9 protein-coding genes are annotated in these 15,069 nt (G+C 71.8%); 3 read left to right on the top strand and 6 right to left on the bottom strand.

The genetic code is table 11. The annotated features are described in order from the left end of the window. Nucleotides 1–9 precede the first annotated feature (9 nt). Together SMD11_RS03585 and SMD11_RS03580 are read right to left on the bottom strand one after the other, a co-directional pair. Nucleotides 10–1,791 carry an ABC transporter ATP-binding protein gene (locus SMD11_RS03585; RefSeq protein ID WP_087925027.1) on the bottom strand — a complete coding sequence of 594 codons (1,782 nt, stop codon included), beginning with the start codon at nt 1,789–1,791 and terminating at the stop codon, nt 10–12. Next, on the bottom strand, nt 1,788–3,638 hold the full coding sequence (locus SMD11_RS03580) for an ABC transporter transmembrane domain-containing protein (protein ID WP_087925026.1): 1,851 nt from the start codon (nt 3,636–3,638) through the stop codon (nt 1,788–1,790). Before SMD11_RS03580 ends, SMD11_RS03585 begins: the two co-directional genes overlap by 4 nt. A gap of 148 nt (nt 3,639–3,786) precedes the next feature. Here SMD11_RS03580 and SMD11_RS03575 point away from each other — a divergent pair, with 148 nt between their 5' ends. After that, complete coding sequence (locus SMD11_RS03575; RefSeq protein ID WP_087925025.1) at nt 3,787–5,403, top strand: peptide-N4-asparagine amidase; 1,617 nt, start codon at nt 3,787–3,789, stop codon at nt 5,401–5,403. Between the two features lie 69 nt (nt 5,404–5,472). On the opposite strand, the gene SMD11_RS03570 is transcribed toward SMD11_RS03575, so the two are convergent. Beyond that, nucleotides 5,473–5,913 (bottom strand): MarR family winged helix-turn-helix transcriptional regulator, encoded by a 441-nt coding sequence (locus SMD11_RS03570; protein WP_087925024.1) that lies wholly within the window; start codon nt 5,911–5,913, stop codon nt 5,473–5,475. Between the two features lie 171 nt (nt 5,914–6,084). Between SMD11_RS03570 and SMD11_RS03565 the strand changes: the two genes are divergently transcribed. Further along, nucleotides 6,085–7,902, top strand: coding sequence for an ABC transporter ATP-binding protein (locus SMD11_RS03565; protein WP_087925023.1), 1,818 nt, complete (start codon nt 6,085–6,087; stop codon nt 7,900–7,902). A 16-nt stretch (nt 7,903–7,918) separates the two neighbouring features. On the opposite strand, the gene SMD11_RS03560 is transcribed toward SMD11_RS03565, so the two are convergent. Continuing rightward, entirely contained in the window at nt 7,919–9,142 is a 1,224-nt protein-coding gene (locus SMD11_RS03560; protein ID WP_087925022.1) for an SGNH/GDSL hydrolase family protein, read from the bottom strand. 177 nt (nt 9,143–9,319) lie between these two features. Between SMD11_RS03560 and SMD11_RS03555 the strand changes: the two genes are divergently transcribed. Continuing rightward, on the top strand, nt 9,320–10,648 hold the full coding sequence (locus SMD11_RS03555) for an MFS transporter (RefSeq protein ID WP_087925021.1): 1,329 nt from the start codon (nt 9,320–9,322) through the stop codon (nt 10,646–10,648). Here the strand turns inward: SMD11_RS03555 and SMD11_RS03550 are convergent. Continuing rightward, nucleotides 10,645–11,814 carry a CaiB/BaiF CoA transferase family protein gene (locus tag SMD11_RS03550; protein ID WP_087925020.1) on the bottom strand — a complete coding sequence of 390 codons (1,170 nt, stop codon included), beginning with the start codon at nt 11,812–11,814 and terminating at the stop codon, nt 10,645–10,647. The genes SMD11_RS03555 and SMD11_RS03550 overlap by 4 nt on opposite strands. Before the next feature lie 120 nt (nt 11,815–11,934). After that, complete coding sequence (locus SMD11_RS03545; protein WP_087925019.1) at nt 11,935–15,042, bottom strand: glycoside hydrolase family 2 TIM barrel-domain containing protein; 3,108 nt, start codon at nt 15,040–15,042, stop codon at nt 11,935–11,937. Nucleotides 15,043–15,069 lie beyond the last annotated feature (27 nt).

Below are 15,069 nucleotides of genomic sequence, written 5' to 3'. Positions count from 1 at the left end.
ACGCGTCGGCTACTGATGCCAGGAGCGCCACAGCGCCGCGTACGCGCCGTCCGCCGCGACCAGCTCGTCGTGGCTGCCCAGCTCGGTGATCCGGCCGTCCTCCGTCACCGCGATCACATCCGCGTCGTGCGCGGTGTGCAGCCGGTGCGCGATCGCCACGACCGTCCGGCCCTCCAGCACGCGCGCCAGCGAACGCTCCAGGTGCCGGGCCGCGCGCGGGTCCAGCAGCGACGTCGCCTCGTCCAGCACCAGCGTGTGCGGGTCGGCGAGGACGAGCCGGGCCAGCGCGACCTGCTGCGCCTGGGCCGGGGTCAGCACCGTCCCACCCGAGCCGACCTCCGTGTCCAGGCCGCTCTCCAGCGCCCGCGCCCAGTCCTCAGCGTCCACCGCGGCGAGGGCGCTCCACAGCTCGGCGTCGTCGGCGGTCGCGCGGGCGAGCCGCAGATTGTCCCGCAGCGAACCCACGAAGACGTGGTGCTCCTGGTTGACCAGCGCCACGTGCCGGCGCACGCTCTCCGCCGGCATCCGCGCCAGCTCCGCGCCGCCGAGCGTCACGCTGCCCGACCGCGGCGCGTAGATCCCCGCCAGCAGCCGCCCCAGGGTCGACTTGCCCGCGCCGGACGGCCCGACCAGCGCGATCCTGCTGCCGGGCGGGACCTCAAGGGACACACCGTGGAGCACATCGCTGCCCTCCCGGTAGCCGAAGCGCACCTCGTCCGCGCGCACCGCCCGTCCCCGGGGAGCCACGCCCTCGTCCGCGCCTTCGGGCTCGATCTCGCGGACCCCCACCAGGCGGGCCAGCGACACCTGGGCGATCTGGAGCTCGTCGTACCACCTGAGGATCAGCCCGATCGGGTCGATCAGCATCTGCGCGAAGAGCGCCCCCGTCGTCAGCTGTCCGACCGAGACCCAGCCCTGGAGCACGAAGACGCCACCGATGATCAGCACCGAGCCGAAGACCAGCGCGTGCGTCACATTGATCACCGGGAACAGCACCGACCGCAGCCACAGCGTGTAGCGCTCCCATCGGGTCCACTCCGCCACGCGTCGGTCGGAGAGCGCCACCCGGCGTTCACCCAACCGGTGCGCCTCGATCGTCCGCCCCGCGTCCACGGTCTCCGTGAGCGAGGCCGCCACCGCCGCGTACCCCGCGGCCTCCGACCGATAGGCGGCGGGCGCCCGCCGGAAGTACCAGCGGCAGCCGATCACGAGCACCGGGAGCGCGACCAGCACACACAGCGCCAGCGGCGGCGCGGTCACCGTCAGTGCGCCGAGCAGCAGCCCGGCCCACACGAAACCGATCGCCAACTGCGGCACGGCCTCCCGCATGGCTTCGGCCAGCCGGTCGATGTCGGTGGTGATGCGGGACAGCAGATCGCCCGTGCCCGCCCGCTCCAGGACGCCCGGCGGGAGGGCCACCGACCGCACGAGGAAGTCCTCCCGCAGGTCCGCCAGCATCTCCTCGCCGAGCACCGCCCCGCGCAGCCGCACCATGCGCACGAACACGGTCTGCACGCCCAGGGCGACCGCGAACAGCGAGATGGTCAGCCCCAGACGGATGTCCTCCTTGCCCGAGGACAGGTCCTCGACCAGGCCGCCCAGCAGGTACGGGCCGACCATGGAGGCCGTCACCGCGACCGCGTTCACCACCACCAGCAGCACGAAGGCCTTGCGGTGCCTGCGGAGCATCCCCCGCACATAGCCCCGTACGGTCGCGGGCGCGGCGACGGGCAAAGTGGTCGCCGACTCCGGTGCCGCCGGGTCGTACGCCGGTGGCGCCACGCCGATCATGCCGACTCCTCGATCTGTTCGGTCTTCTCCAGACGGGTGAGCTCCGTGTCGAGCGCCGTCCCCGTGTCCTCACCGGCCGCGCCCTTCGCGGGCCCGGCGCTCTCCTCGTCGGTCTCCCGCGTGACGACCGCGCGGTAGGCGGGGGCCTCACGCAACAGCTCGCGGTGCGTGCCCACGGCCGCCACCCGGTCCTCCCGGGTGAACACCACGCGATCGGCACGGTCCAGCAGCAGCGGGCTGGAGGAGAACACCACCGTCGTACGGCCCTCCCGCAGCTCCTTCAGGCCGTCCGCGATCCGGGCCTCGGTGTGCGAGTCGACCGCCGAGGTCGGCTCGTCCAGCACCAGCACCTCCGGGTCGGTGATCAGCGACCGGGCCAGCGCCAGCCGCTGCCGCTGTCCCCCGGACAGCGACCGGCCCCGCTCGGTGATCCGGGTCCGCATCGGGTCGCCGGAGTCGTCCGCCGACGCCTGCGCCAGCGCGGTCAGCACATCACCGCACTGCGCGGCCTTCAGCGCGGCGTCGGTCCCTACGGCCCCCGAGGAAGGCACGTCGAGCAGCTCGGCGAGCGTCCCCGACAGCAGCACGGGGTCCTTGTCCTGGACGAGCACCGCCGCACGGGCCTCGTTCAGCGGGATCTCGTCCAGCGCCACACCGCCCAGCAGCGCCGACGCCGCCTTCGCCGCCCCGGGCGCATGCCCGCCCAGCCTCTCGGCGAGCCGGCCGGCGGCGTCCGGGTCGCCGCAGACCACCGCGGTCAGCCGTCCGGCCGGGGCGAGCAGCCCGCTCTCCGGGTCGTAGAGATCGCCCGACGGTGCCTCTCCGGCCCGCGTGGTGTCCGCCGACGGCGCGGTCCGCCGCAGTGCCAGCACCCGCGCGGCGCGCGCCGCGGACGGCCGGGAGAAGGAGTACGCCATCGCGATCTCCTCGAACTGGTGCAGCGGGAACAGCAGGAACGTCACCGTGCCGTAGACCGTGACCAGCTCACCCACGCCGATCCGGCCGTCCTGGACCAGCCCGACGCCGTACCAGACAACCGCGATCAGCAGCAGTCCCGGCAGCAGCACCTGCACCGCCGCGATCAGCGCCCACATCCGGGCACTGTGCACGGCGGCCTTACGGACCTCCTGCGAGGCACGGCGGTAGCGGGCCAGGAACAGCTCCTCGCCACCGATGCCCCTCAGCACACGCAGACCGGCCACCGTGTCGGACGCCAGCTCGGTCGCGCGGCCCGCCTTCTCGCGCTGGTCGTCGGCCCGCCTCGTCGCGTGCGGGAGCAGCGGCAGCACGGCCAGGACCAGCACCGGAACCCCGATCGCCGTGACCACGCCGAGCGCCGGCTGGTAGATCACGAGCGCCACGCACACCGCCACGGTCGTCAGAGCGGCGGAGACGAACCGCGAGAACGCCTCCACGAACCAGCCGATCTTCTCGACGTCACCCGTCGACACCGCGACGACCTCACCGGCCGCGACCCTGCGCGTGAGCGTGGCCCCCAACTCGGCCGTGCGCCGGGCCAGGAGCTGCTGCACCCGGGCGGCGGCCGTGATCCAGTTGGTGACGGCCACCCGGTGCAGCATCGTGTCGCCCAGCGCGATGAGGACCCCCAGCAGCACCATCAGCCCGCCCGCGAGCGCCAGTCGGCCACCGGACCGGTCCACCACGGCCTGCACGGAGAGCCCCAGCACCACCGGCAGCAACGCCACCGCGGCCATGTGCACGACGCCCCACAGCATGGCCTTGACCTGGCCGGCCACCTGCTTCCGGCCGAGCCAGAGCAGGAGCCGCGGCCCCGACCGCACGTCCGGTCGGCCGGGATCGGTATACGGAAGATCGCGAATCTGCATGACATCCCAGGGGGTCGGGGCGCGAGGACGGGCCTGTGCAAGGCTTGCGCCACACGACCACGGCGTTCAACTGGTTTTCCCGCCCGGCCCCGGATACGGCCAAAGGGGCACTGGCGTACAGCAGTGCGAAGCGCTTCACTCCTGCCACATGAGACGACTGCTTCTCGCGCTGTGCGCCGCGGCCGTCGGCCTGACGCTGGGCATCAGCCCCGCCACGGCCGCGGCGCCGCCCACCGAGTTCGGCACCGACTGGCACGACCCGGTCACCGCCGGGCCACCGGTGTCCACGCCGGACACCACCTCGTGCAAGGTCACCGTCGCCGACACCGAGTTCCGCGACTACACCCCCTACCGGGGGACGTACCTCCCGCCCAAGGCATGCGGCGACCGCTGGAACAAGGTCGTCCTGCGCCTCGAAGGCGCCGTCGCAGGGCGGCAGTACGACCGCCTCGGCTATGTGCGGATCGGTGGTGTGGAGGTCCTGCGCACCTCCACGCCCGAGCCCTCACCGGAAGGGATCACCTGGAACGTCGAGAAGGACGTCACCCGCTACGCCGCCGCGCTGCGTGACCGGCAGCCCGTCGAGATGCTCATCGGCAACGTCGTGAACAGCACCTACACGGGCGTCATCAAGGTCAAGGTGACGCTGACGTTCTACGCCGCCGAGGGCCGCGTCGAGCCCGCACGGACCCCCGACAAGGTCCTCACCCTGGACGGGGCGCAGCAGGTGGGCACGGCCTCCGAAGGGCAGTTGACCACGCCGCGCAACAGCGAGCGGATCGTGGCCGAGGTGTACGCGACCGGCTCGGGCGGCGGCTGCGAGGAGTTCTGGTACCTCACCGTGCCGGACGCCGCGCCGTACTCCTGCAAGGCCAAGGACGGCCCCTACCGGGAGGTGCGGGTCTCGGTGGACGGCCGGCTCGCGGGAATCGCCGCGCCCTTCCCGACCGTATGGACGGGTGGATGGTCGAATCCCTTCCTCTGGTACGTCATCCCCGGCCCGCGCGCCTTCGACGTGCGGCCGGTGGAGTACGACCTCACGCCCTTCGCGGGGCAGCTGAACGACGGCAAGCCGCACCGGATCTCGATCTCCGTGGCCGGGGTCCCCGAAGGGCAGAGCGGGTGGAGCACGCCCACGAACGTCCTGGTCTGGCAGGACGCCGGAGCGTCGCGGGTCACCGGCGCCCTGACGGCCCACCGGGCGGGGGAGCCGGCGGGCACGGTGGCGCACGAACCGGGCGCCGAGCACCGGTTGAAGGCCGAGGGCCGCCACTCGCTCACGGTCTCGGGCTACCTCGACACCTCGCACGGCCGGGTCACCACGACCGTCGAGCGGAACGTCGCCAACACCTCCACGCACCGCTGGACGGAGGGCGAGGCGACGGACGCGCTCCAGGCCCGCTGGAACGACGACGAGACCGTCGTGACCGGCGGCCGGGGCCCCGCGACGGTGACCCGTACCCACCGCGCGTACACCATGGACGGTGAGATCACCGGTGCGACGGGCGAACGGCTGCGTACCGTGATGACGATGGGCGACCGCTCGGACAGCGTCACCGCGCGGGCCGGCAAGAGGCTCGACTGGTCGCGCCTGGACGACACGTACACCGGGGACGCCGCGTACAACCAGAACGTGCCGCGGGAACAACGGCACGCGACGGGTGTCTCCCGTGAGCGCTACCGGCTGTACGGGCCCGGCACCTGCCACGACCGGACCCTCGCCACCGCCCAGGGGGAGCTGACGGAGGACATCCGGCGCTGCTGAGCGCGCGACCCGGGCGGGCCCGGGGCCGGACGGCCTCGGGCCCGCCCGGTGCGTCCGCGCCGCCTCGCCTCAGCAGTGGTGGCCAGGGCCTCGCATGAGCTCGGTGAGCAGGCTGCCAAGGGTGTCCCGCTGCTCCGCGGAGAGCGGGGCCAGTATGTCCTCGACCGCGGCCCGCCGCGCCTCCCGCAGCTCCCGCAGGGTGGCGCGGCCCGCCTCGGTGAGCTCGATACGGATCACGCGGCGGTTGGTGGGATCCGGCACCCGGCGTACGGCGCCGTTCGCCTCCAGGGCGTCCACCAGCGTCGTGACCGCCCGCGGCACCACTTCGAGGCGCTGGGCGAGGTCGGCCATCCGGGGCGGCTCGTCGTACTGCGCCACCGTGCGCAGCAGCCGGGACTGGGCGGGCGTGATGCCGACCGGGTCCAGGTAGAGCTTCTGGGCGCGGTGGAGCCGGCGCGTGAGGCGCAGCAGCTGTTCGGCCAGCTGTCCGGACGGGTCGGAGGCGGTCATGATCAGAGATTACAGGACGGAGTGCATTGTGAGCATAGGTAACAGTGAGCTATGCTCGGTACGGCATCGTTGCCCCGGCCCTTCCGCCGCCCTTCCGCTCGTTCCTCTCCGCAATCCCCTCTCGCCGCACCCGGCGCCCAGAGCACTTCGCGATCAGAGAACTAGGAGCCCATGCGTCACGACGAACCCGACTGGACACCCCCGCCCGCCGACCCGGAGCAGCCCGCGCAGGTGCGCCGCATCCTCCGGCTCTTCCATCCCTACCGCGGCAGACTCGCCCTCGTCGGGCTGCTCGTCGCCGCTTCCTCGCTCGTCTCGGTGGCCTCGCCGTTCCTCCTGCGCGAGGTCCTCGACGTCGCCATCCCGCAGGGGCGCACGGGTCTGCTGAGCCTGCTGGCGATCGGCATGATCGCCGCGGCCGTCGTCACGGGCGTCCTCGGCGTCCTCCAGACCCTCGTGTCCACCACGGTCGGCCAGCGCGTGATGCACGACCTGCGCACCGCGGTCTACGACCGCCTCCAGCGCATGCCGCTGGCCTTCTTCACCCGCACCCGGACCGGCGAGGTGCAGTCCCGCATCGCCAACGACATCGGCGGCATGCAGGCCACCGTGACCTCCACCGCGACCTCACTGGTCTCCAACCTCACCAGCGTGGTCGCCACGATCGTCGCGATGCTCGCCCTGGACTGGCGGCTCACGGCCGTCTCCCTGCTCCTGCTGCCGGTGTTCGTCTGGATCAGCCGTCGCGTCGGCCGCGAGCGCAAGCGGATCACTTCCCAGCGGCAGAAGCAGATGGCGGCCATGGCCGCGATGGTCACCGAGTCCCTTTCGGTGAGCGGGATCCTGCTCGGCCGCACCATGGGGCGCTCGGACTCCCTGACGCAGGCCTTCGGCAAGGAATCCGAGCGGCTCGTAGGGCTCGAAGTGCGTTCCAGCATGGCCGGGCGCTGGCGGATGTCCACCATCGGGATCGTGATGGCCGCCATGCCCGCCGTCATCTACTGGGCCGCGGGCATCGCCCTGCGCACCGGCGGGCCGGCCATATCGCTCGGCACGCTCGTCGCCTTCGTCTCCCTCCAGCAGGGCCTTTTCCGCCCCGCCGTGAGCCTGCTCTCCACGGGCGTGCAGGTGCAGACCTCGCTCGCCCTGTTCCAGCGCATCTTCGAATACCTGGACCTGCCGGTCGACATCGCCGAGCCGGACCATCCGGTGCGGCTGGAAAAGGTGCGCGGCGACGTCCGTTTCGACCACGTCACGTTCTCGTACGACCCGGCGGTCCAGGGAGCCGGCGGGGCGGGCGCGACGCTCAGTGACATCGACCTCGCCGTCCCGGCCGGCGGCAGCCTGGCCGTCGTCGGCCCGACCGGCTCCGGGAAGAGCACCCTCAGCTATTTGGTGCCGCGCCTGTACGACGTCACCGGCGGCCGGGTCCTGCTCGACGGGGTCGACGTCCGCGACCTCGACTTCGACACGCTCGCCCGCGCCGTCGGGGTGGTCTCGCAGGAGACCTACCTCTTCCACGCCTCGGTGGCCGACAACCTCCGTTTCGCCAAGCCGGACGCGACCGACGAGGAACTCGTCGCCGCCGCCCGGGCGGCGCAGATCCACGACCACATCGCGTCCCTTCCCGAGGGCTACGACACCCTGGTCGGCGAGCGGGGCTACCGCTTCTCCGGCGGGGAGAAGCAGCGCCTCGCCATCGCCCGTACGATCCTGCGCGACCCGCCCGTCCTCATCCTGGACGAGGCGACCAGCGCACTGGACACCCGTACCGAACACGCCGTGCAGGAGGCCATCGACGCGCTCTCCGCGGGGCGGACGACCATCACCATCGCCCACCGGCTCTCCACGGTCCGGGACGCCGATCAGATCGTCGTCCTCGATCGCGGCCGTGTCGCCGAGCGCGGCACCCACCAGGAACTCCTCGCGGACGACGGGCACTACGCCGCGCTGGTGCGCCGCGACGCACGCCTGACGGCCGACGTCTGACGCTGTCCCCAAGGGCTCAGAGGGAGCCCAGGTCGACGGCTTCGGCCATGATCCGGTAACCCGCGTCATTGGGGTGCTTGAGATCGCCGCAGTCATAGCCGGGCTCCAGCACCTCGGGGTCGTCGGCCGAGGCGAGGGCGGCGGCGAAGTCGGCCACCGCGTCGTACTCCCCGGAGGTGCGGATCCACTCGTTGAGCGCGACGCGCTTCGCCTCGGCCCGCGGGGTGTGGTACTCCGATCCCTTGAAAGGAAGGATGGTCGCCCCGATGACCTTGACGCCACGGTCGTGGGCCCTCCGGATCAGCGAGCGGTAACCGGCGATCAATTGCTCCACCGTGACGTCCGGGTTGGGCTTGTAGGTCTCCAGGTCGACCTCGCTGAAGCCGATGTCGTTGAGACCGCCGAAGACGATCACGGAGCGGACGCCGGGCTTGTCGAGCACATCGCGCTCGAACCGGCTCACGGCCCGGTCGCCGTACCACTGCGAGTCGCTCAGCACGAGGTTGCCGCCGATGCCCGCGTTGAGCACCGCCCACCGGTCCCCGGTCGCGGCGAGCCGCTCGGCGAGCACGTCCGGATAGCGGCGGTCGGCGTCCACGGTGGAGCCGAAGCCGTCCGTGATCGAGTCACCGAAGGCCACCACGGTGCCCTTCAGCGGCTCCCCGCCCGACAGCTCGACGTCGGAGAGGTAGTACCAGGAGTGGGTGCGCGCGTCGAAGCTCCCGCCCTCGGCATCGGCCGTCCGGTCGCCCGCCGCCCGGTAGCTGGTCGCATAGGCCTGGGCGTGGAAGGTCGAGGGCCCGGTCGGGCCGTCGAAGAAGAGCGTCACGGCCACGGAGTCGAACGCTTCGGTGCGGAGCTCCGTCGCGTCGCTGACCGTCTCGCCCCCGGCGGGGATCGTCACCGACGTCAGGCCGCCGAAGGTCACCTCCCTGGCCGTTCCGGGCCGGAGCGCCGCGCCTTCCCCCGCCAGGGCGATGCCCGCGGCGGACACCGTCAGCGGCTGCTCGCCGAAACGGTTCGACAGCCGTATCCGGGCGCCGGTGCCCCCACCGGCGACACGCACGACCTGGCGGACGGACTGCTGGGCGAAGCCCGCCTCGGACCAGTTCTCCTCGAACCCGGCGCTCGGCCGCTGGACCGGTGCCGCCCAGCCGACCGACCAGGTTGTCGCGGATTCCGCAGTCCGCCGCTCCTCCGTGCGAAGTGCCGCCGCCGGAGCCGTTTCCTGAACTGTCATGATCTCGCCTCTTCCTTGCGTGGGATGAACCGCTGAGGAAGAGACTGCCGCCGGCCGGACGGGCCACCCAGACCTGTGTGCTTCGTACGAACCCCGTGCGTACCACTGGCAGTGTCACCCTCCGAGAACCGGACTCGGACGGGTGTGCGATAGAGGTGGTGAGGGGACCAGAGGATCATGACGCAATCCAAGTCCCTGCCCGCGGACGGTGCTCACACCGTGACACCGGAAGGAGCACCACCTTCCGCTTCCCGCTCCTCGATACGACAGCTCGCGGCGGCGTCCGTCGGCAACGCCGCCGAGTGGTACGACTGGTACGCCTATTCCTTCCTCGCCGTCTACTTCGCCGACCGGGTATTCCCCAAGGGCTCCGGAAACTCCCTCGTCCCCCTGCTCTCGACCTTCGCCGTCTTCGCCGTCGGCTTCTTCATGCGCCCGGTCGGCGGCCTCCTGATGGGCTCGATCGCCGACCGGCGTGGTCGTCGCGCCGCTCTCACCGCCACGATCCTGCTCATGGGAGGCGGCAGCCTGCTGGTGGCGCTCACCCCCACCTACGCCTCCGCCGGCGTGCTCGCCCCCGTGGTCCTCGTCGTCGCACGCCTGGTCCAGGGACTGTCGGTCGGAGGAGAGTTCGCGGCCTCGACGACGTTCCTCGTGGAGTCGGCGGGCCCCGGCCGCCGAGGGCTGTTCTCCAGCTTCCAGTACGTGTCCACCACCATCGGGCAACTGCTCGCCTCCGGCATCGCCGCGCTCCTCGCCCACCTCCTCACCGAGGGGCAGATGGGCGACTGGGGCTGGCGAGTGCCGTTCCTCGTCGGCGCGCTCATCAGCCTGGTCGGCTTCTGGATCCGGCAGGGCGCCCACGAGACAAGGGAAGTGCCGCACGGGACGGACGCGGAGCGCCCCGCCCTCTTCGAAGCGCTGCGCCGCCACCCCCGTGAGTCCCTCCTCATCTGCGGCATCACCGCGGGCGGCACCCTCGCCTACTACACCTGGACCACGTACCTGCCGACCTACGCCCAGGTGAACGCCGGTTTCGACAAGGGCGACGCGCTGATCGCGAGTACCCTCTCCCTGGCGTTCTTCGCCGTCCTCCAGCCACTGGGCGGACTGCTGTCCGACAGGGTGGGGCGACGACCACTGCTGATCGGCTTCGCGCTGGGATTCGCGATCCTGGCGGTGCCCCTCCTGCACGCGATCACCAGCGCGTTCCTCTCCCTGCTGCTCGTGCAGTGCGCGGGGATGGTGCTGCTCACCGGCTACACCTCGATCGCCGCCGCCGTCAACGCCGAAATCTTCCCCGCGCGGGTCAGGGCGGCCGGAATCGGCTTCCCCTATTCCCTCACCGTCGCGCTGTTCGGAGGGACCGCGCCCTACCTGGGCACCTGGTTCAAGGAGTCCGGCCACCCCGGGGCGTTCCCCTGGTACGTCGCCGGGCTCTGCCTGGTCTCCGCCTGCGTCTACGCGGTCCTCCCGGAGACGGCCAAGCGCCCCCTCGACCGCTAGGCGTGTCCCGGGTCCGCCGAGAACTCCGCCCGGATCGCGTCCGTATGGGCGCCGAGCTCCGGCACGGCACCCATCGCCGCCTCCCGCCCTGCCACCGAGACCGGTGGCAGCAACCCCCGCAGTGGACCCACGGGCGAGTCGAACTCGCGCCAGCGGTCCCGGGCGCGCAGCTGCGGATGGTCGGCGAACTCCGCGACCGTCCGCAGCCGCGCGTTGGCGATGCCCGCGCCGTCCAGCAGGGCGGCGACTCCGCCCGCCGTGTGCTGGGCGAAGTGCTTCTCCATGACAGCGGTCAGTTCGTCGTCATGAGCGCGCCGCGACGGGTTGTCCGCGAAGCGGGCGTCGCGTACCAGCGCGGGCTCGCGCAGCACCCGCTCGCACAGGGCCACCCATTCCCGGTCGTTCTGCACGCTCAGGAAGACGCGGGCGCCGTCGCCGCAGCCGTAGTGCCCGTACGGCGAGATGGTCGGGTGCCGGGCGCCGCTGCGGGTGAGCGGAGCGCCGCCGTAGGCCTGCGCGAAGTACGGCTGTCCCATCCACTCCGCGAGCGCGTCGAGCAGCGAGACGGACAGCGAGGTGCCCTCCCCGGTGCGCTCACGCTCGTACAGCGCGGTGAGGATGCCGGAGTAGGTGTACATGCCGCCGGCGATGTCGGCGACGGAGATGCCGGGCCGGGCGGGGGAGTCGGGGCTTCCGGTGATCGACAGCAGTCCGGTCTCGCACTGCACCAGCAGGTCGTAGGCCTTCTTGTCGTGGTACGGGCCGGTCGCGCCGTAGCCGGTGATGTCGCAGGTGATCAGGCGTGGATGGCGGGTACGCAGCGCCTGGCCGCCGAGCCCGAGGCGGTCGGCCGCGCCGGGGCCGAGGTTCTGGACGAAGACGTCGGCACGGGCGAGGATCCGGTCGAGCAGCGCGCGGTCCTCGTCGGCCTTGAGATCGAGGGCCACGCTCTCCTTTCCTCGGTTGACCCAGACGAAATAGGCGGAGATCCCCTTCACCCTGCGGTCGTAATCCCGGGCGAAGTCCCCTTGTCCGGGCCGCTCGATCTTGATCACTCGTGCGCCGAGGTCCGCCAGTTGACGGGTGGCGAAGGGCGCGGCGACGGCCTGTTCGAGGGCGACGACGGTGATGTCACGCAGTGGCGGTTCCAACTCGACTCCTCCCATTGGTGTGATCGTATGACCGAGACTGTGGACAGTCGAGTACCGCTGGACGCCCTCCCGTCTACGCTCGCGTTCATGGAGATCAGGGGGAGATCCACCGTCGGGGGAACCCGCCACCGGCCGTCAGCGCGCGGGCCGCAGGCGGTAGGAGTAGCTGTACGCACGGTCGGCGGGCAGCAGATAGCTCGCCAGGGGAGGGGCACCCCAGGAGTCGTTTCCGCCCACGCCCATCTGCCGGTGGTTGACCGCCATTACGGTCTCCTCGCGCGCCACCACCGCATGGGGATGCCTGAGCCCTTCGAGGTCGAAGGGCGTCCAGCGCGACGCGCTGATCTCCAGCGGATCCGCGTCCCCGCCCGGCTCGGCCAGCACGGTCAGCCCGATGCCGTCCGGGGCGGTGAGGGAAGCATGACGGACGTCCGTGACGTCGCCGGCCTGTTGCGGGCGCGCGTACGGCATGCGGGGTGTGTCCAGCGACGCGCGGTGGAGGCCCATGAACGCTCCGGTGCGCCGGTCCCGGTAGTTCTCGTGCGGCCCCCGGCCGTACCAGGTGAGAGTCCGGAAGGCGGGCGGCACGGTCAGCAGGGCGCCGATCAGGGGGAGTTCCGGGAGTCCGTCACCGGGGGTGAGTGTGTGCCGGACGAGGATCTCGCCGTCACCGCGCACGGTGAGGAGGGTCTTCCAGAGCGAGACGGCCGGGGCGGTGGGCAGCGTGGCGGTGACGGCGAGGGCGACCTCGGAAGGCGTGAGCCGGGTGACCTCCACGCCGGTGACCGTGCGGTGTGCCCCGGCGTCCCGCCAGGTGCGCAGGGTGACGTGGGCGCCACGGCCGATGTCGTTGTCGGTCGGCGCGCGCCAGAAGTTGGGCACCGGGCCGCCCGTCAGCAGTTCGTTTCCCTGGTGACGGTAGGTGGTCAGGACCCCGGTCGCGCGGTCGAGGACCAGAAGGAGTTCAGGGCCGGTCACCGTGACGGAGCGGGGGGTCTGCGCGATGTCGAGCGTCCGCGCCGGCGTCGTACCGCGGGCAGGGGCCGCCGCCGGGGCGTGCCAGGGCAGCGCGAGCTGCTCGTGGGCGACGACATGTCCCGCCTCCGCCCAAGGCGTGGCGTCCCGGAGGGCGAACGACACGTTCAGCCAGTACTCCGCGCCGGGTTCAGGCTTCTCCGGCGCCTCCAGCGGGAGTTCCACCGTCGTGGTCCCGCCCGCCTCGACCGGCGGCGCGGCAAGGGCGCCATGCTGGACGGTTTCGCCGTCGCGGGTGACCTCCCACCTCAGTTCGTACGCCTGAAGGCCGGTGAAGAGCTGCTTGTTGGTGATCCGGACGGTCCTCTCGGCGAGGTCCCCGGCGTCGACGCGCACGGGTTGGTAGACCTTCTTCACCTCGCGCAGAGCGGGACGGGGGCGCCGGTCGGCGTCGACGAGCCCGTTGCAGCAGAAGTTGCCGTCGGAGTGGGCGCCGGGGCTCCAGTCGCCGCCGTAGGAGAGGAAGCCGCGCCCGGGGTCGCCGGGCACCGGCAGGCGGATCGCCTGATCGGCGAAGTCCCAGATGAACCCGCCGTGGAGACGCGGATGGGCGTCGATGACGTCCCAGTACTCCTGGAGGTTGCCGGTGCTGTTGCCCATGGAATGCGCGTACTCGCACAGGACGAACGGCTTGGTGCCGCCCGAGGTGGCGTAGGCCTCGACCTCCGCCGGTGTGGCGTACATCCGCGACTCGACGTCGGCCACCTCGTTCATGCCCTCGTAGTGCACGGGCCTGGAGGGGTCCCGGCCGTGCACCCAGTCGGCCATGACTTCGAAGGTGCGGCCCCGGCCCGCCTCGTTGCCCAGCGACCAGAGCACGACGCTGGGGTGGTTCTTGTCCCGCTCCACCAGGCTGCGGAGCCGGTCCAGGCAGGCGGCGGTCCACTCGGGCCGGCTCGCCGGCAGGGTGTCGCGGAGGGCGTGCGTCTCCAGGTCTGCCTCGTCGACCACGTAGAGGCCGTACTCGTCGCACAGCTCAAGCCAGCGCGGATGGTTGGGGTAGTGCGAGGTGCGGACGGCGTTGATGTTGTGCCGCTTCATGATGAGGATGTCCTCGACCATCCGCCGCTCGGGGACCGCCTGCCCGTGGTCGGGGTCGCATTCATGCCGGTTGACGCCCCGGAGGACGAGCGGCTTGCCGTTGAGGGCGAGCTCGCCGTGCCCGTAGGAGAGCGTGCGGAAGCCGACACGCGTCCGCTGGACGTCGAGGGGTTCGCCGTCCGGGTCGAGCAGTTCGACGACCAGGGTGTAGAGGTGGGGTTCCTCGGCCGACCACAGAGCGGGTGCGGTGACGTGCTCCATGAGCTCGACGGTCGCGTCCCCGGAGCCGTCGAAGCGGGCGGTGCCGGTGGCGGAGAGGACGTGCTCACCACGTGCGTCGTGGAGCGCGGCCCGTACCCGGTGCCCGGAGTCCGGTGCGGGACCCGTGTCGGCGCGCAGGGTCACGGTCACCCGCAGGTCGGCGTCACGGAAGGCCTCGTCCAGCTCGGTCCGTACGAACAGGTCGTGCACGCGCACACGCGGGACGGAGTAGAGGAACACCTCGCGGAAGATCCCGGACAGGTCGATCAGGTCCTGGTCCTCCAGCCAGCTCCCCTTGCACCAGCGGTAGACCTCGACGGCCAGGGTATTGGCCGAGGCTTCCTCGCCGGAGCGGAGGCAGGGGGTGATGTCGAACTCCGCGGGGGCGTAACTGTCCTCGCTGTAGCCGACCCGCTCGCCGTTCACCCACACGAAGAAGGCGGACTTCACTCCCTGGAAGGAGATCAGGGTCCGCCGGCCGGCCCAGGCTCGGGGGACGGTGAAGGTGCGGCGGTAGGAGCCGACCGGGTTGAAGGCGGTGGGAGCGTGAGGGGGAGTGGGCTGCTCGTAGCCGGTCCAGGGATAGGCGACGTTGAGGTAGACGGGTTCCGGGTAGCCCTGTGTCTCCCAGTTGCCTGGCACGGTGAGGTGTGCCCAGCCGGTGTCGTCGAAGCCGGGGGCGTGGAAGTCGACGGGGCGCTCGGCGGGATTCCGGGACCAGGCGAACCGCCAGGGGCCGTCGAGCGAGAGGCGGTACGGCGAGTCCGCGGGCCCGGCGGTGAGCGCGGCCCGGGCGTCCGCGAGGGGGACGAGCGGGGCGCGGGCGGGTTCCCGGTTCTCCTGGAAGTGTTCCGGGGAGGCGTCTGTCACGAGGGAGGAGCGGGGGTCCGGTCGTCGTGCGCGCATACGTCGGCTCCGGATGAGCGATACGCG

This window comes from Streptomyces albireticuli (assembly GCF_002192455.1).
Lineage (GTDB): Bacteria > Actinomycetota > Actinomycetes > Streptomycetales > Streptomycetaceae > Streptomyces > Streptomyces albireticuli_B.
The sequence above is the reverse complement of the archived record's forward strand: the minus strand, read 5'-3'. Positions and strand labels throughout refer to the sequence as shown.

What these genes read in the sequence shown, in the direction of transcription:
- SMD11_RS03585 (WP_087925027.1), bottom strand. Translation starts at nt 1,791, where the DNA reads ATGATCGGCGTGGCGCCACCGGCGTACGACCCGGCGGCACCGGAGTCG.
- SMD11_RS03580 (WP_087925026.1), bottom strand. Translation starts at nt 3,638, where the DNA reads ATGCAGATTCGCGATCTTCCGTATACCGATCCCGGCCGACCGGACGTG.
- SMD11_RS03575 (WP_087925025.1), top strand. Translation starts at nt 3,787, where the DNA reads ATGAGACGACTGCTTCTCGCGCTGTGCGCCGCGGCCGTCGGCCTGACG.
- SMD11_RS03570 (WP_087925024.1), bottom strand. Translation starts at nt 5,913, where the DNA reads ATGACCGCCTCCGACCCGTCCGGACAGCTGGCCGAACAGCTGCTGCGC.
- SMD11_RS03565 (WP_087925023.1), top strand. Translation starts at nt 6,085, where the DNA reads ATGCGTCACGACGAACCCGACTGGACACCCCCGCCCGCCGACCCGGAG.
- SMD11_RS03560 (WP_087925022.1), bottom strand. Translation starts at nt 9,142, where the DNA reads ATGACAGTTCAGGAAACGGCTCCGGCGGCGGCACTTCGCACGGAGGAG.
- SMD11_RS03555 (WP_087925021.1), top strand. Translation starts at nt 9,320, where the DNA reads ATGACGCAATCCAAGTCCCTGCCCGCGGACGGTGCTCACACCGTGACA.
- SMD11_RS03550 (WP_087925020.1), bottom strand. Translation starts at nt 11,814, where the DNA reads ATGGGAGGAGTCGAGTTGGAACCGCCACTGCGTGACATCACCGTCGTC.
- SMD11_RS03545 (WP_087925019.1), bottom strand. Translation starts at nt 15,042, where the DNA reads ATGCGCGCACGACGACCGGACCCCCGCTCCTCCCTCGTGACAGACGCC.